This is a genomic window from Clostridium sediminicola (genome assembly GCF_050402865.1).
GTDB classification, from domain to species: domain Bacteria; phylum Bacillota; class Clostridia; order Clostridiales; family Clostridiaceae; genus Clostridium_AF; species Clostridium_AF sediminicola.
In genome coordinates this window covers 17,282-42,864 of the sequence record NZ_BAABMF010000001.1, presented here as the reverse complement: position 1 = coordinate 42,864, position 25,583 = coordinate 17,282, and the positions used below count along the sequence as shown (strand labels likewise).

Below are 25,583 nucleotides of genomic sequence, written 5' to 3'. Positions count from 1 at the left end.
CTTCATAATTAATCATTTTCAATTTTTAATATTCATTATTTATATATAATCATGTCACAATTTTAAATTAATCTATTAATTTCTATGATAATCACTTCATTTTTGCAAGTTTTTAAACCAAAACTTGAATGGTAATTTTATGTATATATGTGTTATGAAAGTTTGTAGAACATATATTTCAAGTCATTCTTAAAGTGTAGGAATCCTTAGTAAACTATAATAAATGACTCAAAATTAACCATAATATCTCTCAACAATGGAATTTCACTTTAAAATCCCAATTTTAGAATATGCACTCTTAAATAAAATATGCTACTATTATTGCAACAAAAGGGTATACCCCTAATTAAAAGTGAGGATATAGTATGAAAAATTTAATTAAAGAGTTTTCTTTTATGATTGTAGGCTGTTTGCTTTATGCAATTTATATGTCAGTTTTTTTACTTCCTAATAAAATAGGTACTGGTGGAGTTGCTGGGATTGCAATGAGTATAAATTATTTATTTGGTTTTAAAATAGGTATAGTTTTACTTATTATTAATATTCCTCTTTTCGTCTTCGGCTTCAAATTAATTGGGAAAAAATTTGCAATCATGAGTGCATTTATTGTATTTTTGTCATCTATTATTATAGATTTTCTAAACGTAACCTTCACTTTTCCAACTTTCGAAGAAAAACTATTAGCTACAATTTTTGCTGGAGTGTTATCTGGAATTTCAATGTCTTTATTATTTATTGGTGGTGCAAGCACAGGTGGCGCAGATATATCTGCAAAAATAATAAAAAACAAATTTAAAACTCTAGATTTAGCCAAAATCATGTTAGTTCAAGATATTTTCATATATATTTTTGTTGGAACCGTAATGGGATTAAGTTCAGTGATGTATGCAATTATAATGAGTTTTATTAGAACTAAAACTATTGATGCTATCCAAGAAGGATTAGCTTCATCGAGACAATGTATTATTATAAGTGATTTTGCTGATGAAATCGTCCATGAAATTCAGATAAAATTAGGCCGTGGTGTCACGTTATTAAATGCGGAAGGTGCATATACTGGAGCAGATAAAAAATTCATTTATGTTGTTGTCCAAAAAAATCAATTAATCCCTTTAAAAAGAATAGTTGATACTATAGATCCAAAAGCATTTATTACAGTTACTGCAGTTAGTAATGTCCTTGGAAATTTCAAACAAATGTCATATTCAGTTCAGTAGATAAAAGAACCTGTTCACATCAACAGGTTCTTTTTACATAATTACTTTATTTTAGTTGCTTTATAAAATTTATGACCTCCAGAAAGGTTATAAACTTTTTTGAATCCACGATTAAGCAAAATATTCTGTGCTGCATTTCCAGTAACACCTTTGTTACAGTATGATACTGTAACAGTATCTTTATCTAAGCTTTTAAGTTTATCTCTCAATTCAGCATGGGGCATATTTACAGCAGTATCAACATGAGACTCATCATATTGTTTCGTTATTCTTGCATCAATTATTTGTAAATTATCCCCTTTCTCGACTAACTTTTGAGCTTCTTTGGACGTAATTATTGGCCTATTCTTATTAATTGCATTATCAAGTATCATTCCTGTATAATGCACAGGATCTTTTGTTGTAGAAAATGGTGGCGCATATGCTAAATCTAAATGGAATAATTCATCGACAGTTGCTCCATAAGTTATCAAAGTAGCAAAAACATCTATTCTTTTATCTACTCCCTCATGACCTATTATTTGTACTCCTAAGATTTTTTCTGTTTTCTTATCCGCAATTGCTTTTATAACCATTTCTTTCCCATTGTAATAAGCTGGTTTATCTGGTTTAATATTATGACTTATTGCTATGTCATATCCTTCTTCTAATGCTTCTCTCTCAGATAAACCTGTACTTGCTATTGTTAAATCAAATAGCTTGAATATTCCTGTACTTAAATTTCCTTTATATCGTAAGCTTCCTCCACTTATTACATCACCAGCTATTCTTCCCGTTTTATTTGCAGTAGAGCCAAGTGGTCTATAAACTGGTTTTCCAGTTATAACTGAGAAAGTTTCAATACAGTCTCCACAAGCATAAATATCTTCTATATTTGTCTTCATTGTATTATCAACTTTAATAGCTCCTGTAATACCACATTCAATTCCAGCTTCTTTAGCTAAAGTTACATTTGGTCTTACTCCTGTAGCCATAATTACCATGTCACTAGCTATTTTCCTTCCATCTTCAAGAATAACTTTATCTTCTAAAACCTCAACAATACTTGTGTTTTTTAGTATGGATATCTTTTTCTTAGATAATTCATTTTCTAAAAATTGAGCCATATCTTCATCTAGGTTTGGAGTGATTTTACTTAGTTTTTCAACTATTGTCACATTAACTCCATCTTTCATTAGGTTTTCAAGCATTTCAAAACCTATAAATCCAGTACCAGCTATAACAGCATTTTTGGGCTTCTTATTTTCTATGAAATTTCTAATATTTCTAGCACTTTGAACGTTTCTTAAGAAAAAAACATTTTCTTTATTTACACCTTGTATATTAGGTACAAATGGAGTTGCACCAGTAGCAACAATTAATTTATCATATTTATCTACAAATGTTTCTTCAGTATGTAAATTCTTTACAGTTAACTCCTTATTATTGGAATTAATACTTAAAACTTCATGTCCTATCATAACATCAATGTTATATTTTTTCTTGAAAAAAGCTGAATCTCTTGGAGTAAGTTCTCCAATATCTTCGATTTCTCCTCCAATATAATAAGGAAGCCCGCAACCAGAATAAGAAATATCCTTATCCATTTCATAAATCACTATTTCCGCCCCATCATCATTTCTACGTGCTTTAGCTGCTGCAGATGTACCTGCTGCAACTGCACCTATAATCAATATTCTCATACCAATCACTCCTTCAAAAATTTTTTAGTATTATTCAAACCATTTTCTTGTTCCGTTGGCAATTTTAACAAGTGTTAACATTACTGGCACTTCTACCAAAACACCAACTACTGTTGCTAAGGTAGCACCTGATTGTAAGCCAAATAATGAAATTGCAACCGCCACAGCTAATTCAAAGAAATTACTTGCACCAATCATTGCTGCAGGTGCTGCAATGTTATGATTTAACTTCCAAACTTTTGCCCAGAAATAAGAAATAAAGAAAATGAAAAATGTTTGAATTATTAACGGTACTGAAATAAGTGCAATATGAATCGGATTATTTAAAATTATTTCCCCTTGGAAAGAGAATATAATAATTAAAGTAAGAAGTAATCCTATAATCGTTGTATTATCAAACTTCTTTAAAAACACATTTTCGAAATAATCTAATCCTTTTTTGTTTACAATATATTTTCTAGATAAATATCCCCCTACTAATGGAATTACTACAAATAAAACTACTGATAAAAACAAAGTATCATATGGTACAGATACATCACTAACCCCTAACAGAAAAGCAACAATTGGTGTAAAAGCTAGTAAAAGAATCAAATCATTAACTGCAACTTGAACCAATGTATAAGCTGGATCACCTTTTGTTAAATGACTCCATACAAATACCATTGCTGTACATGGTGCTGCACCTAATAATACTGCTCCAGCTAAATATTCATTTGCCAATTCTGGTCCAATAAGACCTTTGAAAACAACTTTCATAAAAAATGCCGCTATTAAATACATCGTAAAAGGTTTGATTAACCAGTTTGTCACACATGTTACTGTTAAACCTTTTGGTTTTTTAGTTGCCTCAACAATGCTTGTAAAATCAATTTTTAACATCATTGGATAAATCATTAACCAAATTAGAATAGCAACTGGAATTGATACCTTTGCATACTCAAATTGACTGAGTGTTTGTGGTATTGCAGGTACCCATTTACCAATGATAACTCCTACAATAATGCATAGTGCAACCCATATAGTTAAATATCTCCCGAATATACCCATTTCATCTGTAATTTTTATATCTTTTTCTTTAGTCATTTTAAATTCCCCTATTTTATTAGTTTTAGTACTTTTTCTTTGTCTTCTCTTATTAATTGACAATTTAAATTTTGTTCTTCATACCTTTTATACCTTGCTAAATCATCCAAAAATAAATTACTTGCTCCAAATTCATTTTTTAAATATGTAAATAACAATTCATTTTTCATTTCAAATTTAGCACTTGTCTTATAATGGACCCATTGAGCATCTTTTGATGAACTTATAATACCAGCACTTTTAAGTTTGTTTAAATGTCTCGAAACATTAGACTGAGTCATTTCAAGCATAACTTCGATTTCACAAACACAAAGTTCAGAATGCATTAATAGATTAATAATTCTGAGTCTATTTTCATCTGCAAGTGCTTTAAAAAACTGAATCATTTTAACCCCTCCTTTAATATGATTATATTTGATTTTACTCATATACTAACATAGTAAAATATTTTTGACAATAGGAAAGTACTTTAATTTATTTTTTCTTAGTATTTGATATTTAATTCTTTTTCTAATAGAATTATCATTTCATAAAAACAATTCATTTGATATCAAAATAATTACTTCTAAGAAAAAGGTTTTTCATGCAGGAATTTGAAAAATAATGTAGAATTAGTATAATAGTGTTGAACAAAAATATTAAAAAGCATTTGTTTTATAGGGGGATAAAAGATGCACAAATTACTAAAAAGATATGTAGAAATCGCACCATATGTTAATGATTTTACCGAAGATGATTTAGCCGTTTCTGTTAGTGATACAGAAAAGGTAATAAAATGTATTACAGGTCAAAATGTGACTCTACGTGTAGTTGAAGGACAATTACTAAATAATGATCTAGCATTATTTAAAGCAATGAATCAAAAAGAAAAAGTAACCATCAATATTCCAAAAGAAATACACGGTGAGCCTATGACAGCCACCGCAATACCTATAATTGACGAAGACGAAGAAATTATTGGAGCTATTGCTACTGTAAAAAGTATAAGTGATAAAGAAGAACTTTATGATATTATTAACACATTAGCAAATTCTTTAAATGAAATGTCAAAAACAACAACACAAATTTCTTCCAGTGCTGATAAAATAGCATTTTCAGGAGAAGAGATGATTTCTTACGTAAATAATGCGTTAACCAAGGCACAAGAAACAGATGAAGTAGTACAATTTGTGCAACAAGTTGCAAGACAAACTAACTTACTTGGTTTAAATGCTGCAATTGAAGCTGCTAGAGCTGGAGATGCTGGTAGAGGATTTGAGGTTGTAGCAGATGAAATACGAAATCTTGCAGTTTCTAGTAATGAGTCCGTTGATAAAATTGGTACTGTACTAAAAGAAATTCAGCATGGAGTATCACAAATATTAACAATGGTTGAGAAAAATGGAGCTTTAACACAAGAACAAGCTGAAGGTACTGAAGAAATTACAGCGGAGATAAATGAATTATCTAAATTAGCAGATACCTTAAACAAATTTGCTCATAAACTTTAGCTTAAATTGAATAATACTCTTTTAATTATTTTTAGAAAAAAAAGGTGAATGGTATTCTAAATATCCATTTACCTTTTTTAAGCTTTAATACTAATACTTTAAATTATCAACATATTCTTTGTAGTTTCAGCTACACCTACCTCTTCGGCAATTTTATTTAAAGTTACATTCATACGTTTTATTCCTTAAAATATTTTTTTTACTTGAATAATTATTCTTATTTACCTATAATATATAATTAGAAGTATATATATTTAAATACAAAATGAAAGGCAAAGGTAATTTAAAAATGCGTAAATAATATTCTTTATTTTAAGCACCAATAATATACAAAAATTCTTTCTAAGATAGTTTTTTTGTGGTGCAAAAAATTCTGAGGATATTGTTATGCACATTGAAATTAACCTAAACTCTAATTTCCTAGATAAAGTGCGTTTAATATATCCTCTCTCAAAAAGGGAGGTTTTTTTATGCTTTTAATTAAAGCAAATAATATAAAAAAATATTTTATAGATAGATTAATATTAGATATAAAAAATTTAAGGATTTACAATAATGATCGTATAGGTATTGTAGGATTGAATGGTGTTGGAAAAACCACATTAATGAAAATATTGATGGGTATAGAAAAAATAGATAGTGGTGATGTAAAAGTATTTGGAAACTATTCTTACATTCCTCAATTAACAAGTTCAGAAACTACTTTAAGTGGTGGTGAAAAACAAAAAGAACTAAATTATAAAGCTTTATCGATGAAAAACAAAATCTTATTTGCTGATGAACCAACATCAAATTTAGATATTAATGCTATTGAGGAATTACAGAAACAATTTAACCATTATGAAGGAGCTATAGTTCTTATTTCGCATGACAGAGAATTTTTAGATAGTATTTGTAAAAAAATAATTGAGATCAACAATGGAAAATTAAAAGAGTACAAAGGAAATTATAGTGATTATATTCAGCAGAAAAAAATTGAATATGAAACTGAATATAGAGAATATGAAAAGTTTATCAAAGAAAAGAGAGATATACAAAAATCAATTTATAAGTTAAAAAGTAAATCAAGTAATATGAAAAAAACACCAAAAAGAATGGGAAATTCTGAAGCAAGGCTTCATAGAAAAATGGGAAACCAAAAAGCTAAATCTAAATTAGATAAAAGAAGCGAAGCCTTAAAAACAAGGTTAATGAAATTAGATAAAAAAAACAAGCCTTGTGAAACTAGAACGACTAAATTTGATATACATTATTCTGAAAAAATTTATTCAAAAATTTTAGTAGAAGGAAAAAACATTAATAAATCATTTGGAAAGAAAATCATATTAAATAATGCACATCTCACTATTAATAATGGAGATAAAATCGGATTACTTGGTAACAATGGTTGCGGTAAAACAACATTAATTAAAATGATACTAAACAGTGAAAGCATTACACTTTCTCAAAAAATAAATATTGGATATTTTAGTCAACACTTAGAACTATTGAACTCAGATAAAACTTTACTAGCATATATCAAAGAAAACTCTCCTTATGACGAAGCTTATATTAGACTTATATTAGCTAGATTACTATTTAATAATGATGATGTATTTAAGAATATATCAGTATTAAGTGGAGGAGAAAAAATCAAAGCTTCTCTAGCAAAACTTATTTTGAGCAAATACAATATGTTAATTTTAGATGAGCCAACAAATTATTTAGATATGGAATCTATAAAAGCATTAGAAGAAGTTCTTAGCGATTTCAATGGAACTTTGCTTTTAGTTTCACATGACAGACGTTTTTTGAATACTGTTACAAATAGCCTTCTAGTATTTAATAATTGTAAGTTAACAAGATTTGAAGGAAACTATGAAAAATTCCTTGAAAGTAAAGATATATTACAAACTAAAAAAGGTGAAAATAGATTTGAAAAACAACAGTTAATGGTAATAGAAAATAAGATAAACATGATAATAGGAAAAATATCAACCACCTCAGATAAGCAAAAAATTGAAGAGCTGGATAATAAACTAAATGAATTATTAAAAGAAAAAAAGAATTTAAAATAAGAGGGTGAATATTTTCTCCCTCTCTTTTCTATCCTGCATTTATTTTAATAAATCTTTTAAACTGTTCAACAGTCGCCTTATCTTTTCCCTCTATATAGTTTTCAGGTATATCAAAAGAAGATAAATTTATATTTTCTTCATTCAAAAGTTTTTGAAATACTTCCATGAAAACCCCTTTTTTACATAACGTATCACAAGAAGGGCTTCCTTCTATTCCTACTACACCAAGAATTTTGTATTCATTCCTGATGTACTCTTTTATTTGATCAATAACCTTTTCAGCTAATTCAGCGCAAATTATTCTATATTTAGGAATATCATACTCCTCCTTAGTCATTGGAGGTCTTCCTTCTCCTAAAAAAGTGAATTCAGGACAAGGTAATTGAATAATAGAAATATTATTATCTAAAAATACCCTCACAATATCATTAAAAGCACCTTGTGCTCTCTCCCAATCTCTTATAACTGAATTTTGATTTAACACACAATGTGCTGTTAGAATAATTTTTTTCTCTCTACGCATTTTCAGTATGATTTCCTGAAACTAAATTTTTAGGCATCTGTCTTAATAAACCTGCAACTATAACGCAACTAGCAATTTTATCAATAATATTCCCAGCTACTCTTGGAATAAAAGCAGCAGTAAATATTTTTTGTCCACTAGCTAGTAGCCAAGCAAAAATAAGATCAGTTCCACCACCTGCTAAACCACCATAAACAAATACAGCAATTGGGGTTCCTATAAGAGGCGCTACTATTGATAAGATAAGACCAGTAATAACTGCAATTTTCAGATTAAATTTATATCTTTTAGCTATAAAACCAACAATAAGTCCAATAACAACATTAACAATAGCAAATGGAATATTTTTAGGGTTTGTAATCATTCCTTGAATAATGTTAGTTAATCCTCCTGTTAAAGCACCTGCAAATGGTCCTAAAACTGCTGCAACAAAAATAGTACCTATTGTATCTAAAAACAATAATGGGATTTGGATAGACTGAACTATCGTTCCTAAAACAATATTAATTACAATACCCAATGATGCAAAAATCATCCCATTGGTAGATTTAAATGGTGAATTTTTCATATGTATTCCTCCTAATATAATAGTATTATTTCCCATTGATTATATCAATTTGTATTCAAAATATAAAATAGAAAAATTTAATACTAATATATTTACTATAAAGAATACTTATATGATAGTTAGAAATTATCTATGGATAATTTCTAAAGATCGTCTAAAGATGAATCAAGATGTAATCCATAATAAAGATGAGAACAAATTGATCCATCAAAATCTACAATGTTAGGTAAACGGCCCCATTCTTCAAAATGATGCTTTTTTAATAAATTCATACTTGGAAGATTAATACTTAATAAAATTGCAACTAGAGATTTAATTCCTATTTCCTTTGCTTCATTAATAATAAAAGATAGCATTTCACTACCAAAGCCCTTTCCATGAAAATCAGGATGTAGATAGTAACTAACTTCAGCAGTATGTCTCATAGCAAAACGACCTGGTCGATAAGGAGTTAAGTAAATATACCCTGCGATACGTCTATCAATTTCTATAACATAAAGTGGGTACTTAAAAACTTGATGTTCCTCAAACCACGGTATTCTCTCTTCCCTAGTAAATGTTTCTGTATGAGCAGTGCATTTGTTCGTAACTATTGCCATATTATAAATATCAGTCATAGTTTGCAAATCTTCAAGTCTCGCTAACCTAATCATTCAACCACCCCATCTAAAATTTTATTTAGTATAGTTTAATTCTACTTAAATGTCAATACTAATTATCTTCAATTTCTGTTTTTTTAAAAGAATAAAACAAATACCGATTTTATATCAATATAAGTAAAAACAAAATCAATTGATAATAATATAAATATATCACATAAGAAAGGATGCTATATAAAATGAAAAACCAATACAAAACACCTTTATTTACCGCATTAAAAAATCATAGCAGTAAACAAACAGTTCAATTTGATGTTCCTGGTCATAAACAAGGTAAAGGAATTCCAGAGTTAACAGATTATTTTGGTAATAGGATGTTGAGAGGAGATATTAACTCCATGCATGGAATGGATAATCTTCTAAATCCGCAAGGCATTATTCGAGAAGCAGAAGAACTGGCTGCAGAACTTTTTAATTCTGATGCTGCTTTTTTCATAGTTAATGGAACTACCTCAGCTGTTCAAACAATGATTTTGGCTAGTTGTCAGCAGGGAGATAGTATTATCATACCAAGAAATGCTCATAAATCTGTAATCAATGCACTTATTATTTGCGGTGCAATTCCGATATATGTTCAGCCTATTGCATCCCAAAAGTTAGGTTTAACATTAGGAGTAACTGAAATAGATTATATTGAAACTATAAAAAACCACCCTGAGGCAAAAGCTGTACTAATAATTAATCCTACTTATTATGGATTTGTATGTGATATAGAAAAAGTAGTTAAAGTAGCTCATGAGTCAGGTATGCTAGCTCTGGCAGATGAAGCTCACGGTACGCATTTTTATTTTCATGAAGAATTACCTAAAGGAGCTATAAGTGTTGGAGCTGATATGGCTGCGTTAAGTTTACATAAAACAGGAGGTTCATTGACACAAAGTTCAATACTTTTGTTAAATGAAAGACGTTTGAAACGAAATTATATTAAAACTATAGTTAATTTAACCCAAACTACAAGTGCCTCATATTTACTCATGAGTTCACTTGACGTTGCAAGAAAACAACTTGCAGTTAATGGAAGAGAAATGTATCAACAAGTTATTAGTTTAACTGAAAAAGCTAGAGAAAGTATAAAAAAAATGGATGGGTATATTCCTATTAGTCGTGAAAATATTGAAGAATTATTAATGTTTGATTATGACATCACTAAATTAGTCGTAAATGTTAAGTTTTTAGATATAACAGGGATACGCTTATCTGAAATTTTAGCAGAAAAATATGATATTTATGCAGAATTTGGAGATGCAGATAACATATTATTTATTGTAGGCATTGGAACAACAGATGATAATATAAATAAGCTGATTATTGCTTTATCAGAGATAAAAGAGAACCATTGTGTTTATAAAAAACAGGCTAATTTTAGACCCTGGTGTAAATCACAACAAATATTATCTCCTAGAGAAGCTTTTTATAGCCCACAGAAAAAAATCAAATTCAAAGATTCCATTGGTAGGATAAGCGGCGAATTTGTTATGTTTTATCCTCCTGGTATTCCTATTTTAGCTCCTGGAGAATTAATCAGTGAAGAATCATACAATTATATTCGATTATTATTAGAAGAAAACGCAACCATTACTGGTATTGAAGATAGAACTGTTGAAACAATTAATATTATTGATAAAACGGAAAACTATATCAAATAAAATTGTGATTTCATTAAATTTTGGTCAATAAAAATATGAATTTTCTCTTCAAATTTTTGTTTACTTAGTGTGAAAATAAGAATATAATTAGTCCATAAAAATTAATTTTTGGAGGATACTTATGTGAGCATTAAAGGATGGATTTTACACAAACCATTTAAGGAAAGACTATCTCAAGATAGTTATGAAAACAAAAGATTTATTGAAGAAGCAGAAAAGCATGGAATTACCATGGAAGTTTTATCACCTGAAGATTTAGATTTGATTGTAACAAAAGATGGTAAGAAGTCAATCTTTTTAAGAGGAGAAACTGTGGATTTACCAAACTTTGTTTTGCCAAGAATGGGATCACATACTACTTATTTTTCTCTAGCTGTCCTAAGACATTTAGAAAAATTGGGAATATATATTGTTAATTCCCCAAATAGCATAGAAACAGTAAAAGACAAATTATACACTCAACAGATATTAGCAGCTAGTAATTTGCCTTTTCCTAAAACAATGCTTGCAAAATTTCCGATTAATAATGATTTAGTAGAAAAGCATATTGGTTTTCCTGCAATAATTAAAACCATACATGGTTCTCAAGGAAGTGGAGTATTCCTTTCTAATGATAAAAATAATTTTGAAGATTTAATGCAATTAATTAATTGTACTAATACTAATATGAACATAATTATACAAGAATTCGTACAAGATAGTTATGGTAAAGACCTACGTGTTCTTGTAATTGGAGGAAGAGCAATTGGTTGCATGGAGAGACGGTCTGGAAAAGGCAACTTTAAAGCTAATTATTCTCAAGGCGGAAGTGTACAAAATTACGAACTTAATAATATAATATCTTGGATTGCTATGGAAAGTGCGAAGGTATTAAGTCTTGATATTGCTGGAATTGATCTTTTGTTTGATGGAGAAAACTATAAAATATGTGAAGCAAATTCTGCCCCTGGTTTTGAAGGCTTTGAATCCGCTACTGAAATTAATGTTGCAAAAGAAATCTTTGATTATATAAAAATAAGATTAAATGTATTTTAATTAATAAACCAGTAGAGTAGGATACTTCTCTACTGGTTTTGTTTGCAAATAATTAAGAATAGAAAAATTTTGAGGAGAAAATTTATGAAACAGATTATATTAATCATAATTTTGCAATTGACATTTGTGCCATTACTAACATTAAGAACTATTTTTATGGTAAAAAAAATGAACCTTTTAGCATCTATCTTTGGCGTTTTAGAATCTTTCATTTATGTTTTTGGCCTTTCATTGGTATTAAGTGGTAATCAAACTACACTTGCAATGGTTATTTATGCACTAGGCTTTGGGCTTGGGCTTTACGTAGGAGGAATTGTAGAAAACAAAATGGCAATAGGCTACACATCTTTTTCAGTTAATTTAAACAAACGAAATGATGAAATGATTTGTTTTCTTCGTGAAAAAGGATTTGGTGTCACACTTTTCGAAGGTGAAGGAAGAGATAGCAAAAGAATAAAATTAGAAATCCTCACGAAGAGAAGTAGAGAACACGACTTACTAAATTATATAGATACTTACGAGCCCTCAGCATTTATCATTGCTTATGAACCAACACAGTTTAGAGGTGGCTTTTTAGTAAACTCAATGAAGAAAAGAAAAAAGCATATTAGAATATAAATCTTTTTAATAGTCTGAGTATATTAGAGAACCAAAAATTTCATTCAAAATAAGCGAAAAGAAATAAGTTCAAAATAAGCAAAGACTAAAATACTGTACTATCTTAGATAATACGTAATTTAGTCTTTTTTCTTTAGTATAATTAAAAACCTGAAAATATTTATTTAAAGTTTTTCCGATACTTCTAGTATTTTCTCTTTCATCATTTTTAATTGATTCGTAGTTTCCTTAGAAAAATTATCTTCTCTAGCTAGTCTTTTATCTTTAACAATAACCTTCCCGTCAACAATAACAGTATCAACATTACTTGGGTTCGCAGAATATACTAAAACTGAATAATAATCATAAATTGGCTGCATATTGATAGAATTTGTTTCAAATAATACCAAATCTGCTCTTTTTCCAATTTCGATAGATCCTATTTTTTTATCCATATTCAATGCTCTAGCTCCACCTATTGTAGCCATTTCTAAAATTTCTTTTGCTGGAAATAAACTGCGATCATTATTAAACAATTTATGTACTTTCCCTACAAGAGACATTTGAGTAACAATATCTAGAGTATTACCACTCATTGGTCCATCTGTACCAAGGCCAAGCTTCATACCTTTTTTGTACATTTTTACAATTGGTGCAACTCCCTTGGCACCTTTTGAATTAGCCCCTACATTATGAGCTATTCCTACTTTTCTTTTTTCTAATATATCTATATCTTCTTCAGTAACCAGTATTGAATGAGCAGATATAAACCTTTCATTTAGAATTCCTATGCTATCTAGGTACTGAACCGGAGTCATATTATACTCATCTTCACATTGCTTAAATTCATAACCCATTTCAGCAACATGCATCATCATAGGTATATCATATTCTTTTGATAAATCTGAGGCCATCTTCAAATGTTCTTTGTCATTTGTATATATAGCATGAGGTGCTACAGCTGGAGTAATTAAGTCATCATCTTTCCATTTTTCTATAAACCATTTACTGTATTTAAGGCCTCCGTATGGCTCTTTTGAACCTGGTGAAGGAAAATCTAAAATAGACTCACCTAATACCCCTCTTATACCTAATTCTTTTGCTGCTTTTGCAACCTCATCTTCATAGTAATACATATCAGTGAATGTTGTAACTCCTCCAAGCAACATTTCAGTTATTCCGTATCTAGCGCCTAAATATACCAATTCTTTATCCACTAACATTTTTTCTAAAGGGAATAGATATCTTTTTAAACGATCAGGTACATCATCACCAAGACTTCTAAATACTACCATAGAAGTATGTGTATGAGTATTTATCATGCCTGGTATAAGAATCCCATCTTTTCCATCAATAACATTATCACATGAGTATCTAGATAATATTTCTTCATTGCCAATATCATGAATTATATTATCAACTATTACAACAACGCCATTCTCAATAATATCCTTATTTTTATTCATAGTAAGAATATTTACATTTTTTATAATCATTAAAGCCATATAATTTTCTCCTGTAATTTCTTAATTGCTAAACTTTGAATTATACTTTATAATACAAATCTACTATTTCCTGCTTAGTTACATCAATTAATCCTTTATCTGATATTTTCAAACTTGGACTAACTGGAAGTGATAATGTACTAAAAGACATTATTTTATTTATATGTTCATAGCCTAATTTTTCCATGCTATCACTTACATTTTTAACCTTTTGGGCTAATTTATCTATTCTCTCTTCTGATATAATTCCGCCTACCGGTAATTCTACACCAGCAATAACTTTTTCATCTTTTACAACACAATATCCTCCACCGTTTTTTATAATCCAGTTAGCTGCTATTGTCATATCTTTTTCATTTTTACCCATAACCATCAAATTATGGTGGTCATGTGCATAGGTAGTTGCAATAGCCCCTTCCTTTATTATACTCCCGCCTACAAGTCCAAAAGATTTATTTTTTCCTTTACCATATCTCTCAAATACAGCTATCAAACAATTTTGGGAAGACTGCCATTTAAGTTCCTTATTCTCTACACTTAATGTGCTTTTTTCTTCTAATGTAAAAGTAGTATTTTCTGTAACTTTCATTGTTCTACAATCTACTTTACCTTCTTCTATAGGTGCAGGAACTTTAAAATCTGATTCTGATAAATACTCTAAATTTATGCTTTTATAAAATTTTTCTGGAAATGCTTTTGAACTTTCTTTATATTGCACATCACCATTAAATACTAATTTCCCCTTTTTATAAACACTATCTATATTAAAATTATCTATATCACTAAGTAATATAAAATCTGCAATCTTACCAGGAGCTATGCTCCCTCTATCATCTAAGAGCATTCTTCTTGCAGGAGTGAAAGTGCTCACATATACAGCCATTTCCTTTGACATTCCCATTTCTATTGCTTTTTTTACTAATTTATTTAAATGTCCATCCATTAGTTTGTCAGCCATAACATCATCTGTTACAAGACAAAAATGTTCATATAAGCTATTTTCCACTAAATAATTAATATTATCTTCAGTCATTGACTTTTCTTGGATTTCCATGAACATTCCATTTCTTATTTTTTCTTCCATTGATTTAGGGGTTTGTTGCGTGTGATCGGCATCTACTCCCCTATAAATAAATTTTGCCAAATCTAAACCGAATATTTTCGGACAATGTCCCTCTATTCTTAAATGAGGCTTTTCTTCTTTTATTCTACTTATTATTCTATTTATCAAGGACTCTTCATCATTAATCAAATCCTTAAAATTCATAACTTCACCTAAGCAACTTATTTCCTCAATTTTAAGAAGATTTTCTACATCTTCTACATCTATTTTTCCTCCAGTTGTCTCTAACCGTTCAGTTGTAGATGGAACTGAACTAGGAATGCCGTAGAACATATCTACGGCATTATCCTTAGTACTTTTTATCATAGCTGTAATTCCTTCAATTCCAAAAACATTTGCAATTTCATGTGGATCTGCAACTACTGTTGTAATCCCATGTGGAATAACAGCTTGAGAGAACTGAAAAGGAGTAGTCATAGAACTTTCAACATGCATATGAATATCAATTAGTCCAGGAATCATATACTTTCCTCTGCCATCTACAATTTCCTTAGCATTTAAGTTTTCGCTATCAGTTTCACCAATATATAAAAACTTATCGTCTAGTATAGCTACGTCTCCATGGATAAATTTCTTAAAATATGCATTAAATACTCTAACGTTTTTTATAATTAGATTTAACTCCATAGTACTCTCCCTTTTTCTATTTAATTTTATTGATTTAATGTTCTATTCCAATTATCAATCCATTGAATTTTTACAGGATTTACAAAAGTATGATCAACTGTGTTTGCTTTTTCAACAACTTCACCATAAGTTAAGTTTGCTGATTCTTCAGCAGTTAATTCCACTTCTGAATTAACTGGAGATTCTCCTAGACCTTTAGCAGTTCTAGTTTGAACTTCTGTACTTAATGCATAATCAATGAATTTTAATGCTAATTCTTTATTTTTAGAAGATTTTACAATATTAATAGTGTTGAAGTTGATATATGCTCCTTCTTCTGGATCTACAAATACTACATCAGGAGCTCCACCTTTAACTCTTCCATAAGCGAAATCAGCTGTAATTGCTACTGCTACTTCATCATTTGCAAACATATTTGCTAAGTCAGATGATTTTGAATAAGTTTTAACTAGATTTGGTTTTAATTCTTCTAAAGCTTTAAATGCTGCTTCTCCTTTATCAGAAGTAATATCAACACCTTTATAGTTAGAAGCAATATACATAGCTGATGGACCAAAAGTTGTAGTTACATCAGGAATAGAAACTTTTCCTGCTAAATCAGCATTCCATAAATCATTCCATGATTTAATTTCAAATCCAACTTTATTTGGATCATATGCAATTGCAGCACGGTTTAAAGTATAAGCTGGACCATAACCTGCATCTACCAAGTATTTAGCTTTTTCATCAAGCTTTTCTGCATTAGCAACTTGACTGTAATCAACTTTTTCAAACAATCCTGCTTCAATACCTTCTTGTGCAAATGCTTCAGCTAAATAAATAATATCAATGTTGCTGTCTGGATTAGTTTTAAGTTTTGTCAATCTTTCTGAGTTATTACCTGTTTCTAAAACTATTTTTACGTTGTTCGCTTCTTCAAAAGGAGTAAATACATTTTCCCACAATAAATCTTCACTGTAACCCCATGTAGAAATTACTAATTCAGTTGGGCCTTTATCCTCTCCTCCGTCTTTTACTTCTACTTCATTTGTTTTTCCACATCCTACAATACCTGTTAATGATAACATTAACGCTAAAACAATTGATAATTTTTTCATAATATCCCTCCAAAATTTTATACTAAGATTATTTTATTAGATGGTAAAAGAATCTTTACCTTATCACCTTGATCAAACTTTTTATCCTTATTATCAGTAACTAAAATAGTACCAACTTCAGTATTAATTGAATACTGATATTCCTTCCCTAAGTATGTTCTGATTTCTACTGTTCCTTCCAGTATATTATCTCCAATAGATGACTCATCACTCATTATCTGAATATCATCTGGTCTAATAGTTCCTACTACTTCATCTTTAATATTGATATTTTTATTGTCTAAGTCACAATCAAATTTTGTTCCTGATTTTGATTGATACATATTACCTTCTATTTTCTTCAAATCTATAAAGTTTTCAAAGCCTACAAACCGTGCTACAAACTCACTAGCAGGACTTGCATATATTTTTTCTGGAGTATCGTATTGTTCGATAATTCCTCCATTCATTACAGCAACTTTATCAGAAATAGAGAAACATTCTTCTTGATCATGAGTTACAAAAACTGTTGTGATTCCAAGCTTTTGTTGTAATCTTCTAATTTCCACCCTCATTTTCAATCTCAATTTGGCATCTAAATTACTAAGTGGCTCATCTAATAGTAACAATTTCGGCTCAATTACTAAAGCCCTAGCTAGTGCTACTCTTTGTCTTTGCCCACCTGATAATTCCTTTGGATAACGTGATCCATATCCATCCAAATCAACAACCTTTAAGATTTCGTCCACAGCCTTTTTTATTTCTTTCTTGCCAGTTTTTTTCATTTTTAATCCAAATGCAACATTATCAAATACAGTTAAATGAGGAAATAATGCGTAACTTTGAAATACCAAACCAAAGTTTCTTTTATGTACTGGTATATTCGTATAGTCTTTTTCATCAAGTATAAACTCACCACTCTTTGGTTGAATAAAACCCGCAATTACTCTCAAAGTTGTAGTTTTTCCGCATCCACTAGGACCTAATAAAGAAACTAGCTTTCCTTCTTCAATATCAATATTTAACTTTTTTAATATATCTACTTTACCATCGTATGAGACAGTAATATCTTTTAAATTTATTAATGACATAATATACCTCCATCTCTATTTAGAAAAATAACTAAGTCCTAAAGTTCTCTCAACAATAAACATAATACCAATAGTCATAATCATAAGTGTAACTGATAATGCCGAAATTGTAGGATCGTAGAAGTACTCAACATAACTCATCATTTTGATTGGCAATGTACTCACTCCAGGACCTGTTAAGAAAATTGATATAGGCACATTGTTAAATGAATTTATAAAAGCTAACATAAAAGCTGCAATAACCCCTGACGTTATATTAGGGAACACAACTAAAAAGAAAGTTTTTAGTCTGCTTGCTCCTAAACTTACAGCAGCTTCTTCAATAGAATAATCAAAACCTTCCAAACTTGAAGCAACAACTCTTATGATATATGGTAATATTACAATGGTATGTCCTAATAGCAAACTTGTATAAATAGGTAATCTCCATTTGATAATAATAAAATTGAAAAGTGAAAAACCAAAAACTATTCCAGGTACTATTATTGAAGAGAAAAATATATTTTTGATAATTGCTTTTCCCTTAAATTCAAATCTACTCATTGCATAAGCAGCAGGCACTCCTAAAATTAGTGCAATAATAGTTGCTATAACTGCCACTTCCATACTAATTTTAAAAGTTCTCATAAACATATCAGAGGTGAAAATATTTAAAAACCATTTTATGCTAAATCCTTTTGGTGGAAAAGCTATAACTTCTTCTGGCCCAAAAGCTGTCATTATTATAATAACTATTGGGGCAAATAGAAATAGATAAACAAGAGCAGTAAAAAAAGTTAACCACTTATTCTGTTTCATATTACACTCCCCTTTCATTTAATTTACTAGCTAATTTATTTATAACTCCTATAACTGTTAAAGTTGTTATAATCATTACAGTTGCAACAACTGAAGCTCCTGTCCAATCTCCTAAAGTCATCGCTCTTTGATAAACAAGAGTAGATAAAACCATATTGGTATTACCTCCCAAAAGTTGAGGTGTTGTATATGCTGTAAAAGCGCCTGTAAAAACAAGAACACTTCCAACTATAAGTCCTGGAACACTAAGAGGAAACACAACTTTGAAAAAGGCTGTAATTCTATTTGCTCCTAAACTTTCAGCAGCTTCCAGTAAATCATCTTCTATATTCTCCATAACTCCAACTAAGGACACTACCATTAATGGTAAAAATAAATAAACAGTACCTATTATAATTGCAAACTCTGTATATAGAAGCTTTAAAGGCTTGTCTATTAAATTCAAGGTCATAAACAAATTATTGAAAACACCGTTTTTCCCTAAAATAGTCATCCATGCAAATGAACGAACAACTGAGTTTGTTAACAATGGAAAAACTGTACATGCAATAAATATTCCTCTAATACTTTTTTTACTTCTAGATATGTAATACGCAACAGGCATACCTAAAACCATAGAAACAACGGCAGTAATTAAAGCAATTTTAAGAGTTCTATTATAAATCTTTAAATAATATCCATCTTTAAAAAATGCCAAATACCTTTCTATGGTAAACCCTGTTTCCCCCATCAAAGTAGAACCTATAGTATATAACAATGGGATAAATAAGAATATAATTATCAAAGTTAACCCAGGCACTAATAATGTGTAAAACCACTTCTTTTTCATATCAACTCTCCTTTTCTAGATTTTAAAATATAAATTTATCTGTGAATCGCAACGCCCGTAGATTCACGTATTATTAATTTAGCAAATAAATGTACACTCTCATAATCAGAATCTGCATTTGAAATACGTTTAATAATTGATTCTAATGCTAATTTACTCATTTTTTGAAGAGGATAAGACACCGTTGTAAGCTTTGGAGTAATAGAAGAAGCCAATTCTATATCATCGAATCCAACAATTGAAATATCATCTGATATTTTATATCCTTTGAAATTTAAATAATTAATAGCACCAATGGCCATCAAATCGTTAGCTGCAATGATTCCAGTAATATCACTACTTAAATTAATTAGCTTCTTAGTAGATTTATAACCAGATTCAATACTAAAGTCCCCATGTTGTACAAGACTATCACTATAACCTATTCCATATTTCTCAAGAGCTCTTTTGTAACCTTTATGACGGTTAATAGAAATCTCCATATTTTCTGTTCCACCGATAAACGCTATTTTTTTATGACCGAGTTGAATCAAATGTTCAGTTGCTAAGAATGCTGCGTTATCATTATTAACCGCAATAGAATCTATTTGAATATCCCTAAGTTCTCGATCAAGAACTGCAATTGGTATTTTATTTGTTTTTGCTTTTCTAATAACATCCTCTAATCTATATGATGATGCGTATATAATTCCATCCACACGAGTACCAATAAGATCTAATAAGAAATCCCCACCATCATTCTTAAGTCCACTTACATTAATCAACAATATGTTATATTTCAAAGTATTAGCTATTGTACTTATTTCTTTTGTTAACTTACCAAAGAATGGATTTTCAATATCAGGAACAATCAACGCTATAGTTCTTGTTTTTTTTACTCCATCTCTTTGAAGCGGTTTGTAATCGAGCTCTTCTATAGCTTTTAAAACACGATTTTTCATATCATCACTTACATATCCCGATTCATTGATAACTCTAGATACAGTAGCCGTTGAAGTATTAGCTAATTTGGCTACTTCTTTTATATTATGCATATCTTCACCTCTGACTCATTGTTTGTGTAAATCATTTCACATTTACATGTAACACGTTACATGTAAAATAAAATAAAATTAGTATATTTTGATACAATCTAGTTTGGGAATTCCATTCATCAATTGCATATAATAAAACATACTACGAACAATGCCAATCTAAATTTAATTATAATTCACTTATAGTATACCATGTCGAAAAGTGGGAGTCAATAAATTGCGAAGCAATTTATAGTGAAGAGTTAAAAGTTAAAAGTTAAGAGTTATGGATACCTTTCGCAAGCGAAAGCTTTTAATTAAAAAAGATTCCTTTTGCGTAGCAAAAGCTCCTTATTCCAGTTAGCGACGCTAACAAAAGCTTAGTTAAAGATTTTCTTAAAGATAATCAACCTTAACTCTTCACTCTTAACTTTTAACTCTTAACTACTCTTTTGTTATTGTTCGTATTTATAATTCACTTATCCACCTTTAAAGAAATTGACATTTCACTAATTTTACGTTAAAATTATTTTAACGTTAAATTTATTTTATTAGGAGGTATACTATGAATTATAAGTATTTCAAAAATTCAAATTATATGAAATTATTACTTGCTACAGTTATCACTAGGTTTGGCGATGCTATGGATAGCATTGCTTTGAGTTGGCTAGTTTATATTATGACTGGCTCTAAAGTATTAATGGGAACTTTATTTGCTGTAAGCTTTATTCCAAATTTAATTACCCTCCCCTTTGCAGGTGTAATAGCTGATATTATCTCTAAAAAGAAGCTTTCTGTTCTTAGCGATTTGGGCCGAGGTATATCAGTTTCAGCTATGGCTCTAATTTATTATTTTGGCTATCTTGAAGTATGGCATTTGTTTCTTTTCATAATTATAAATTCATTTATGGAGTCCTTTGCAAATCCTGCAAGAACTGCTATTTTACCTTTAATCATTGAAGAAGATCACTATGTTACTTGTTCTTCATATTTAACTAGTAGCACAACTTTAGGTGAGCTTGTTGGTATAGGTTTAGTTGGCGTTATCATTTCATCATTTGGAGTGTGGTTTGCTTTATTAATTGATGGGTTTACCTTCTTTCTTTCAGCCATTATAACCCTCAGTATATGTTTTAAGGAAAAATCTAGTATAGTTAATAAAACTATTTCCTTTGAAAATTTTATTAATATGATAAAAGAAGGTTTCTTATATGTAGGAAAAAATAAATTATTAGTTAATATATTATTACTAGCCGGTTTTATTAACTTTTCATTTGTGCCTTATAATGTATTAATGCCAGTCTACGTAAAAGAAGTGCTAAATACAGGAGTGGAAGGAATGAGTTTTTTAGGTATAAGTCTTTTAATAGGCATATTAGTTGGTAGTATTGTTATCGCCAAGGTTGGTAACAAACTCAATCCTGTTACTGCAATTTCTTTTGGGTTAGCTTTGATGGGTATGAATTATGCATTAATGGGATTACCTCATTATATAAGTCTCAAATTAATATCTCCAATTTCATATGCATCAATATTATCCTTTTTCTTTGGTTTTTTCTTACCTTTTGCTCAAACGCCTATAAAAGCATTAATGATGAAAAGTACAGATAAAGAAATTTTAGGTCGATTATCCTCTATTTTTAGTTTGGTGAGCTTAAGTGCAACTCCTATAGGGGGAGCTCTAGTAGGTATTTTAGGTAAATATATCGATGTTTCTACTTTATTTATTATTATGGGTGCTTCAGGTTTCGTTGTATCATTAGTTTTTTGCATAAAAACCCGTTCCAATTTGGTAAAAATAGAGATATAATATATCTAGGTGATGATATGAAAGAAACAAGAGTTATAAAAACTGATGAAGAATTAAAAATTTTTTCTGACCCTTATAGATTGCGTATAATTTCAACTTATCAAGAACAAAAAAAACCGCTAACTGCAAAGGCTGTTGCCGATCTTATGGGTGAAGTACCAGCTAAAGTTCACTATCATGTAAAAAAATTACTAGCAATTGATATTCTAGAGCTTGATCATGTTGAAATCATTAAAGGCATTCAAGCAAAATATTATAAATTGAAGACTGACTGTTTTAAGATAGATTATTCTAATACTCAAATGGATAATACTAACTATATAAATTCAACCGAAACCTTATTTGATAGTATTTTAGATGAATTCAAAAAAGAATTACATGACGTTGCAATTAGTTTAAAAAATAACAAAAAATCTTTCAACGAAAAAAGTATTATTTCTAAAGACGATATTTATTTAACGGAAGAAGAATTCAAGGACTTTCAAAATGAGGTAATGAATCTATTTACGAAATACAGTGAATCAGGACCAGAAAAAAAGAAATTTTCTTTCTTATCAGGTATAATAATAAAAAAGTAAAGCTAGTTCAATGATTTGAACCAGCTTTACCAGTTAATCTCAAGCCCTACTCCAACCTCTTTTATTGGTAAAGCTTTATGTATTTCTGCTCTAACAATAAAGGAAGTACAATGACAAGGATATAGTTCCTTCACTTTATTCTCTTTTAAATATTCAATAGTTTTATAAGCTTGCTCCGTTACTTCAAATAAGTGAAAACCACCTATAATTCCAAGTACCCTATTATCTTTACATACTTCTTTAGCATATTCTACTATATTACAGATTCCGCTATGAGAACACCCAGTTATAATATAAATACCATTGTCATTTTTGTATACAAGTGCTGTATCATCAAATACATAATCATCAACTTCAGTTTCACCCACAATTTGTTTCCCAATAGCTTTTCTCTTTTCAAAATTATTAATCTGAGGTATTTCCCCTAAAAAAGTTATATGGTCACTTATTTTGATAGGTTGTTTTGAGAGAACAAGATTGCACTTTCCTTGTAACTCTTCTTGTAAAATTGGCGAACAAATTTTCAGATTATCAATTGTTTTTTCTTTAAATGCATCTGGATGAGCAATAATAGAAGTATTTTTTCTATTATTTTGTTCAAAATAGTATTTCAATCCTCTTGTATGATCATCATGTCCATGTGAAACAATAATTGTATTTATCTTGTCTATATCTATCCCTAATGCAGTTGCGTTCCTAAGAAACAAATCCGAATACCCTACATCAAGTAATAATTTTTTATCTTCATCTTCAATATAATATGAAACAGCTGGTTCACCACAATAATATTGGTCAATATATGTATTATTATCTACTAAAACTTTAAGCTTCAACTCTTCACCTCCGCTCTTTTTATACTATGTTCTATAAACATTTTTCAACAAACTCAATGGGATGCTGAGTTCGTTTTGCTGTTTCTTCTATAGATAATCCTCTGTTCAAAAACCTTTTTACAACACTTTCCATACACTCGCCAACTTCTATAATATTCTTATCAGGATCATAAAACCTAATAACTCTTTGCCCCCATGGATGTTCTATTAAATCATGAATATATTGAATTTCTTTATTACTTTTTAGTTTATCAATAAAACCATCTATATTATTTTCTTCAAAATATAATTCAAAATTATTTGATTCACCTAGTATTCGATCTTCATTTATAGTAATCATATTAGCAAAGTGAGGTTTTAATTGTATAGCAAAGTCCCCTTCATAGGTTACATTTTCCCCAAAATCATATTTCACTTTTTGATTTAATACTTTTTCATAAAAATTTCTTGCAATATCAATATTAGAAACAACAACAAGTGGACATTTAAATTTCATTTAGTTTTCCTCCCCAGAAAAGATAACTCTTAACTATTCATTTCTATTACTTACTAGAGTAATACAAACTCTTTATTACACTCGCAGGTAATACATATAGAAAATAATTCTAAATCTGCTATTTCTGCATTTTCATCTACATATCCTGCACAGGTTGTATACTTATTGAATCCATTTATCCCTTTTTCCTTTAATAATTCTATTCTATCAAATAAATACTCAGGACGCTTATAAGATTGTAAAACTTCTCTCGTAGAAAAATTAGATACAATCAATACATTATCTATTGTTTCATAAGTAACAAAAACAGCCTTTTTCCCAGAAGGAATTTTTATTCCCTGTTCATTATCTTTTTTCACTTCAACAATACCTTCTATTGAAATTTTCTCTGTAAATATACTCCATTCCTTAGAAAAAATCTTAACTGGCTTTTCGAATTTACCAAAAGGTAATTTAAGATTTATACGTGTTAAATATTGTTTTTTATAACTTTCAATTATAAATTTCAAACTCTCTATTTTATTACTTATTAAAGAAATATTCTTATCTTTGAAAATCAAATCTGCAATCATCATTGATTCATTATTTAAATAGTCTGGTATAATTGCAGTATTTCTAAATTCATAAAATAATTTTCTTTCTTTTTCATTCCATTTATCTTGAAAATCAGAGTATCCCTCTTCTGAATCTTCAATTTCAAATAAAGATGACATTGATGATTCAAATGCCTCTATAAGGTCTTCATCTTCAAAAAGACTTTTCAAATCATCAGCTGGAGAACTTGAAGGTATTTGCACTCCATGTTTTGTAGGCTTAATAACTTCTTCTAAATTTTTTTCTTCACTTACATCATCATGTGAATTAATAAAAGTAGTTTCTTTTTCTCTTTCAAACTCATTATTATTTATTATTTCAGGTTCGTATCTATAACCTGTTGTCCTACCAAAATTCTTCCCTATTTTTATACCATTGACTTCAATATAGTAGTTTGCATGTTCTAAAGGCCACTTTATTGCCATTGCGCTCTTTAAATTATGAGCCCAACTTTCTCCAACTGTAAGTTTCTGTTCATGATCCTCATCGTATTCTTCATAAGTATTTGCAATACTATGAGGTGCTAATACTTCTAATATACATTTATTTTTCTCAAAATATAATGCAGATGCGTAAAGTTTGTCCATAAGTACTTTATTTATTTTTATATGCTTTATATCTTTAAATATATATTCACCTGTTTTCATATA

The 25,583-nt window shown here is 29.3% G+C and carries 24 protein-coding genes; 8 read left to right on the top strand and 16 right to left on the bottom strand.

Features of this window, described 5'->3' with window-relative positions; genetic code table 11:
- The first annotated feature begins 365 nt into the window (after positions 1 to 365).
- On the top strand, positions 366 to 1,217 hold the full coding sequence (locus ACQ3F0_RS00200) for a YitT family protein (protein ID WP_428862966.1): 852 nt from the start codon (positions 366 to 368) through the stop codon (positions 1,215 to 1,217).
- 41 nt (positions 1,218 to 1,258) lie between these two features.
- On the opposite strand, the gene ACQ3F0_RS00195 is transcribed toward ACQ3F0_RS00200, so the two are convergent.
- From ACQ3F0_RS00195 to ACQ3F0_RS00185, 3 genes are read right to left on the bottom strand one after another with little or no spacing between them, the layout of a single operon-like run.
- Positions 1,259 to 2,899: an FAD-dependent oxidoreductase gene (locus ACQ3F0_RS00195; protein WP_428862965.1), complete on the bottom strand. Its 1,641-nt coding sequence runs from the start codon at positions 2,897 to 2,899 to the stop codon at positions 1,259 to 1,261.
- A gap of 30 nt (positions 2,900 to 2,929) precedes the next feature.
- Positions 2,930 to 3,985, bottom strand: coding sequence for an ACR3 family arsenite efflux transporter (arsB, locus tag ACQ3F0_RS00190; RefSeq protein ID WP_428862964.1), 1,056 nt, complete (start codon positions 3,983 to 3,985; stop codon positions 2,930 to 2,932).
- Between the two features lie 11 nt (positions 3,986 to 3,996).
- Positions 3,997 to 4,371 (bottom strand): ArsR/SmtB family transcription factor, encoded by a 375-nt coding sequence (locus ACQ3F0_RS00185; RefSeq protein WP_428862963.1) that lies wholly within the window; start codon positions 4,369 to 4,371, stop codon positions 3,997 to 3,999.
- A 285-nt stretch (positions 4,372 to 4,656) separates the two neighbouring features.
- Here ACQ3F0_RS00185 and ACQ3F0_RS00180 point away from each other — a divergent pair, with 285 nt between their 5' ends.
- Together ACQ3F0_RS00180 and abc-f are read left to right on the top strand one after the other, a co-directional pair.
- Positions 4,657 to 5,475: a methyl-accepting chemotaxis protein gene (locus ACQ3F0_RS00180; protein WP_428862962.1), complete on the top strand. Its 819-nt coding sequence runs from the start codon at positions 4,657 to 4,659 to the stop codon at positions 5,473 to 5,475.
- Positions 5,476 to 5,945: 470 nt separating this feature from the next.
- A complete protein-coding gene (abc-f, locus tag ACQ3F0_RS00175) occupies positions 5,946 to 7,532 on the top strand; it encodes a ribosomal protection-like ABC-F family protein (protein ID WP_428862961.1) in 1,587 nt (528 codons plus the stop codon).
- Between the two features lie 28 nt (positions 7,533 to 7,560).
- Here the strand turns inward: abc-f and ACQ3F0_RS00170 are convergent, their stop codons facing one another.
- The 3 genes from ACQ3F0_RS00170 to ACQ3F0_RS00160 all read right to left on the bottom strand — a co-directional run bounded on the left by ACQ3F0_RS00170 (position 7,561) and on the right by ACQ3F0_RS00160 (position 9,276).
- Complete coding sequence (locus ACQ3F0_RS00170) at positions 7,561 to 8,055, bottom strand: CD3072 family TudS-related putative desulfidase (protein ID WP_428862960.1); 495 nt, start codon at positions 8,053 to 8,055, stop codon at positions 7,561 to 7,563.
- Positions 8,048 to 8,623 carry a CD3073 family putative ECF transporter S component gene (locus ACQ3F0_RS00165; protein WP_428862959.1) on the bottom strand — a complete coding sequence of 192 codons (576 nt, stop codon included), beginning with the start codon at positions 8,621 to 8,623 and terminating at the stop codon, positions 8,048 to 8,050. Before ACQ3F0_RS00165 ends, ACQ3F0_RS00170 begins: the two co-directional genes overlap by 8 nt.
- 143 nt (positions 8,624 to 8,766) lie before the next feature.
- Positions 8,767 to 9,276: a GNAT family N-acetyltransferase gene (locus ACQ3F0_RS00160; protein WP_428862958.1), complete on the bottom strand. Its 510-nt coding sequence runs from the start codon at positions 9,274 to 9,276 to the stop codon at positions 8,767 to 8,769.
- A gap of 185 nt (positions 9,277 to 9,461) precedes the next feature.
- Between ACQ3F0_RS00160 and ACQ3F0_RS00155 the strand changes: the two genes are divergently transcribed.
- The 3 genes from ACQ3F0_RS00155 (at position 9,462) to ACQ3F0_RS00145 (ending at position 12,581) form a co-directional block, all read left to right on the top strand.
- Positions 9,462 to 10,928, top strand: coding sequence for an aminotransferase class I/II-fold pyridoxal phosphate-dependent enzyme (locus ACQ3F0_RS00155; RefSeq protein ID WP_428862957.1), 1,467 nt, complete (start codon positions 9,462 to 9,464; stop codon positions 10,926 to 10,928).
- Between the two features lie 123 nt (positions 10,929 to 11,051).
- Entirely contained in the window at positions 11,052 to 11,963 is a 912-nt protein-coding gene (locus tag ACQ3F0_RS00150; protein ID WP_428862956.1) for an ATP-grasp domain-containing protein, read from the top strand.
- An 84-nt stretch (positions 11,964 to 12,047) separates the two neighbouring features.
- Positions 12,048 to 12,581 carry a DUF2179 domain-containing protein gene (locus tag ACQ3F0_RS00145; protein ID WP_428862955.1) on the top strand — a complete coding sequence of 178 codons (534 nt, stop codon included), beginning with the start codon at positions 12,048 to 12,050 and terminating at the stop codon, positions 12,579 to 12,581.
- 164 nt (positions 12,582 to 12,745) lie between these two features.
- Here the strand turns inward: ACQ3F0_RS00145 and ACQ3F0_RS00140 are convergent, their stop codons facing one another.
- From ACQ3F0_RS00140 to ACQ3F0_RS00110, 7 genes are read right to left on the bottom strand one after another with little or no spacing between them, the layout of a single operon-like run.
- Positions 12,746 to 14,065 carry an amidohydrolase gene (locus ACQ3F0_RS00140; protein WP_428862954.1) on the bottom strand — a complete coding sequence of 440 codons (1,320 nt, stop codon included), beginning with the start codon at positions 14,063 to 14,065 and terminating at the stop codon, positions 12,746 to 12,748.
- A gap of 40 nt (positions 14,066 to 14,105) precedes the next feature.
- A complete protein-coding gene (locus ACQ3F0_RS00135) occupies positions 14,106 to 15,815 on the bottom strand; it encodes an adenine deaminase (RefSeq protein WP_428862953.1) in 1,710 nt (569 codons plus the stop codon).
- Positions 15,816 to 15,841: 26 nt separating this feature from the next.
- Positions 15,842 to 16,912 (bottom strand): ABC transporter substrate-binding protein, encoded by a 1,071-nt coding sequence (locus ACQ3F0_RS00130; protein ID WP_428862952.1) that lies wholly within the window; start codon positions 16,910 to 16,912, stop codon positions 15,842 to 15,844.
- 17 nt (positions 16,913 to 16,929) lie between these two features.
- Complete coding sequence (locus ACQ3F0_RS00125; protein ID WP_428862951.1) at positions 16,930 to 17,982, bottom strand: ABC transporter ATP-binding protein; 1,053 nt, start codon at positions 17,980 to 17,982, stop codon at positions 16,930 to 16,932.
- Between the two features lie 15 nt (positions 17,983 to 17,997).
- A complete protein-coding gene (locus ACQ3F0_RS00120) occupies positions 17,998 to 18,780 on the bottom strand; it encodes an ABC transporter permease (protein ID WP_428862950.1) in 783 nt (260 codons plus the stop codon).
- 1 nt (position 18,781) lies between these two features.
- Positions 18,782 to 19,609, bottom strand: coding sequence for an ABC transporter permease (locus ACQ3F0_RS00115; RefSeq protein ID WP_428862949.1), 828 nt, complete (start codon positions 19,607 to 19,609; stop codon positions 18,782 to 18,784).
- Between the two features lie 35 nt (positions 19,610 to 19,644).
- Positions 19,645 to 20,643: a LacI family DNA-binding transcriptional regulator gene (locus ACQ3F0_RS00110; RefSeq protein WP_428862948.1), complete on the bottom strand. Its 999-nt coding sequence runs from the start codon at positions 20,641 to 20,643 to the stop codon at positions 19,645 to 19,647.
- A 544-nt stretch (positions 20,644 to 21,187) separates the two neighbouring features.
- Between ACQ3F0_RS00110 and ACQ3F0_RS00105 the strand changes: the two genes are divergently transcribed.
- Positions 21,188 to 22,432 (top strand): MFS transporter, encoded by a 1,245-nt coding sequence (locus ACQ3F0_RS00105; protein WP_428862947.1) that lies wholly within the window; start codon positions 21,188 to 21,190, stop codon positions 22,430 to 22,432.
- Between the two features lie 17 nt (positions 22,433 to 22,449).
- On the top strand, positions 22,450 to 23,010 hold the full coding sequence (locus tag ACQ3F0_RS00100) for a helix-turn-helix domain-containing protein (RefSeq protein ID WP_428862946.1): 561 nt from the start codon (positions 22,450 to 22,452) through the stop codon (positions 23,008 to 23,010).
- Positions 23,011 to 23,036: 26 nt separating this feature from the next.
- Here the strand turns inward: ACQ3F0_RS00100 and ACQ3F0_RS00095 are convergent, their stop codons facing one another.
- From ACQ3F0_RS00095 to ACQ3F0_RS00085, 3 genes are read right to left on the bottom strand one after another with little or no spacing between them, the layout of a single operon-like run.
- The gene (locus tag ACQ3F0_RS00095) at positions 23,037 to 23,843 is read right to left on the bottom strand and encodes an MBL fold metallo-hydrolase (protein WP_428862945.1); all 807 of its coding nucleotides are present in this window, start codon (positions 23,841 to 23,843) and stop codon (positions 23,037 to 23,039) included.
- 31 nt (positions 23,844 to 23,874) lie between these two features.
- Positions 23,875 to 24,339 carry a VOC family protein gene (locus tag ACQ3F0_RS00090; RefSeq protein WP_428862944.1) on the bottom strand — a complete coding sequence of 155 codons (465 nt, stop codon included), beginning with the start codon at positions 24,337 to 24,339 and terminating at the stop codon, positions 23,875 to 23,877.
- A 53-nt stretch (positions 24,340 to 24,392) separates the two neighbouring features.
- On the bottom strand, positions 24,393 to 25,580 hold the full coding sequence (locus ACQ3F0_RS00085) for a hypothetical protein (RefSeq protein ID WP_428862943.1): 1,188 nt from the start codon (positions 25,578 to 25,580) through the stop codon (positions 24,393 to 24,395).
- Positions 25,581 to 25,583: the final 3 nt, after the last annotated feature.

Bases quoted from the DNA above. Each gene is read 5' to 3' on its own strand.
- ACQ3F0_RS00200 (WP_428862966.1), top strand. From the start codon at position 366: ATGAAAAATTTAATTAAAGAGTTTTCTTTTATGATTGTAGGCTGTTTG.
- ACQ3F0_RS00195 (WP_428862965.1), bottom strand. From the start codon at position 2,899: ATGAGAATATTGATTATAGGTGCAGTTGCAGCAGGTACATCTGCAGCA.
- arsB (WP_428862964.1), bottom strand. From the start codon at position 3,985: ATGACTAAAGAAAAAGATATAAAAATTACAGATGAAATGGGTATATTC.
- ACQ3F0_RS00185 (WP_428862963.1), bottom strand. From the start codon at position 4,371: ATGATTCAGTTTTTTAAAGCACTTGCAGATGAAAATAGACTCAGAATT.
- ACQ3F0_RS00180 (WP_428862962.1), top strand. From the start codon at position 4,657: ATGCACAAATTACTAAAAAGATATGTAGAAATCGCACCATATGTTAAT.
- abc-f (WP_428862961.1), top strand. From the start codon at position 5,946: ATGCTTTTAATTAAAGCAAATAATATAAAAAAATATTTTATAGATAGA.
- ACQ3F0_RS00170 (WP_428862960.1), bottom strand. From the start codon at position 8,055: ATGCGTAGAGAGAAAAAAATTATTCTAACAGCACATTGTGTGTTAAAT.
- ACQ3F0_RS00165 (WP_428862959.1), bottom strand. From the start codon at position 8,623: ATGAAAAATTCACCATTTAAATCTACCAATGGGATGATTTTTGCATCA.
- ACQ3F0_RS00160 (WP_428862958.1), bottom strand. From the start codon at position 9,276: ATGATTAGGTTAGCGAGACTTGAAGATTTGCAAACTATGACTGATATT.
- ACQ3F0_RS00155 (WP_428862957.1), top strand. From the start codon at position 9,462: ATGAAAAACCAATACAAAACACCTTTATTTACCGCATTAAAAAATCAT.
- ACQ3F0_RS00145 (WP_428862955.1), top strand. From the start codon at position 12,048: ATGAAACAGATTATATTAATCATAATTTTGCAATTGACATTTGTGCCA.
- ACQ3F0_RS00140 (WP_428862954.1), bottom strand. From the start codon at position 14,065: ATGGCTTTAATGATTATAAAAAATGTAAATATTCTTACTATGAATAAA.
- ACQ3F0_RS00135 (WP_428862953.1), bottom strand. From the start codon at position 15,815: ATGGAGTTAAATCTAATTATAAAAAACGTTAGAGTATTTAATGCATAT.
- ACQ3F0_RS00130 (WP_428862952.1), bottom strand. From the start codon at position 16,912: ATGAAAAAATTATCAATTGTTTTAGCGTTAATGTTATCATTAACAGGT.
- ACQ3F0_RS00125 (WP_428862951.1), bottom strand. From the start codon at position 17,982: ATGTCATTAATAAATTTAAAAGATATTACTGTCTCATACGATGGTAAA.
- ACQ3F0_RS00120 (WP_428862950.1), bottom strand. From the start codon at position 18,780: ATGAAACAGAATAAGTGGTTAACTTTTTTTACTGCTCTTGTTTATCTA.
- ACQ3F0_RS00115 (WP_428862949.1), bottom strand. From the start codon at position 19,609: ATGAAAAAGAAGTGGTTTTACACATTATTAGTGCCTGGGTTAACTTTG.
- ACQ3F0_RS00110 (WP_428862948.1), bottom strand. From the start codon at position 20,643: ATGCATAATATAAAAGAAGTAGCCAAATTAGCTAATACTTCAACGGCT.
- ACQ3F0_RS00105 (WP_428862947.1), top strand. From the start codon at position 21,188: ATGAATTATAAGTATTTCAAAAATTCAAATTATATGAAATTATTACTT.
- ACQ3F0_RS00100 (WP_428862946.1), top strand. From the start codon at position 22,450: ATGAAAGAAACAAGAGTTATAAAAACTGATGAAGAATTAAAAATTTTT.
- ACQ3F0_RS00090 (WP_428862944.1), bottom strand. From the start codon at position 24,339: ATGAAATTTAAATGTCCACTTGTTGTTGTTTCTAATATTGATATTGCA.
- ACQ3F0_RS00085 (WP_428862943.1), bottom strand. From the start codon at position 25,580: ATGAAAACAGGTGAATATATATTTAAAGATATAAAGCATATAAAAATA.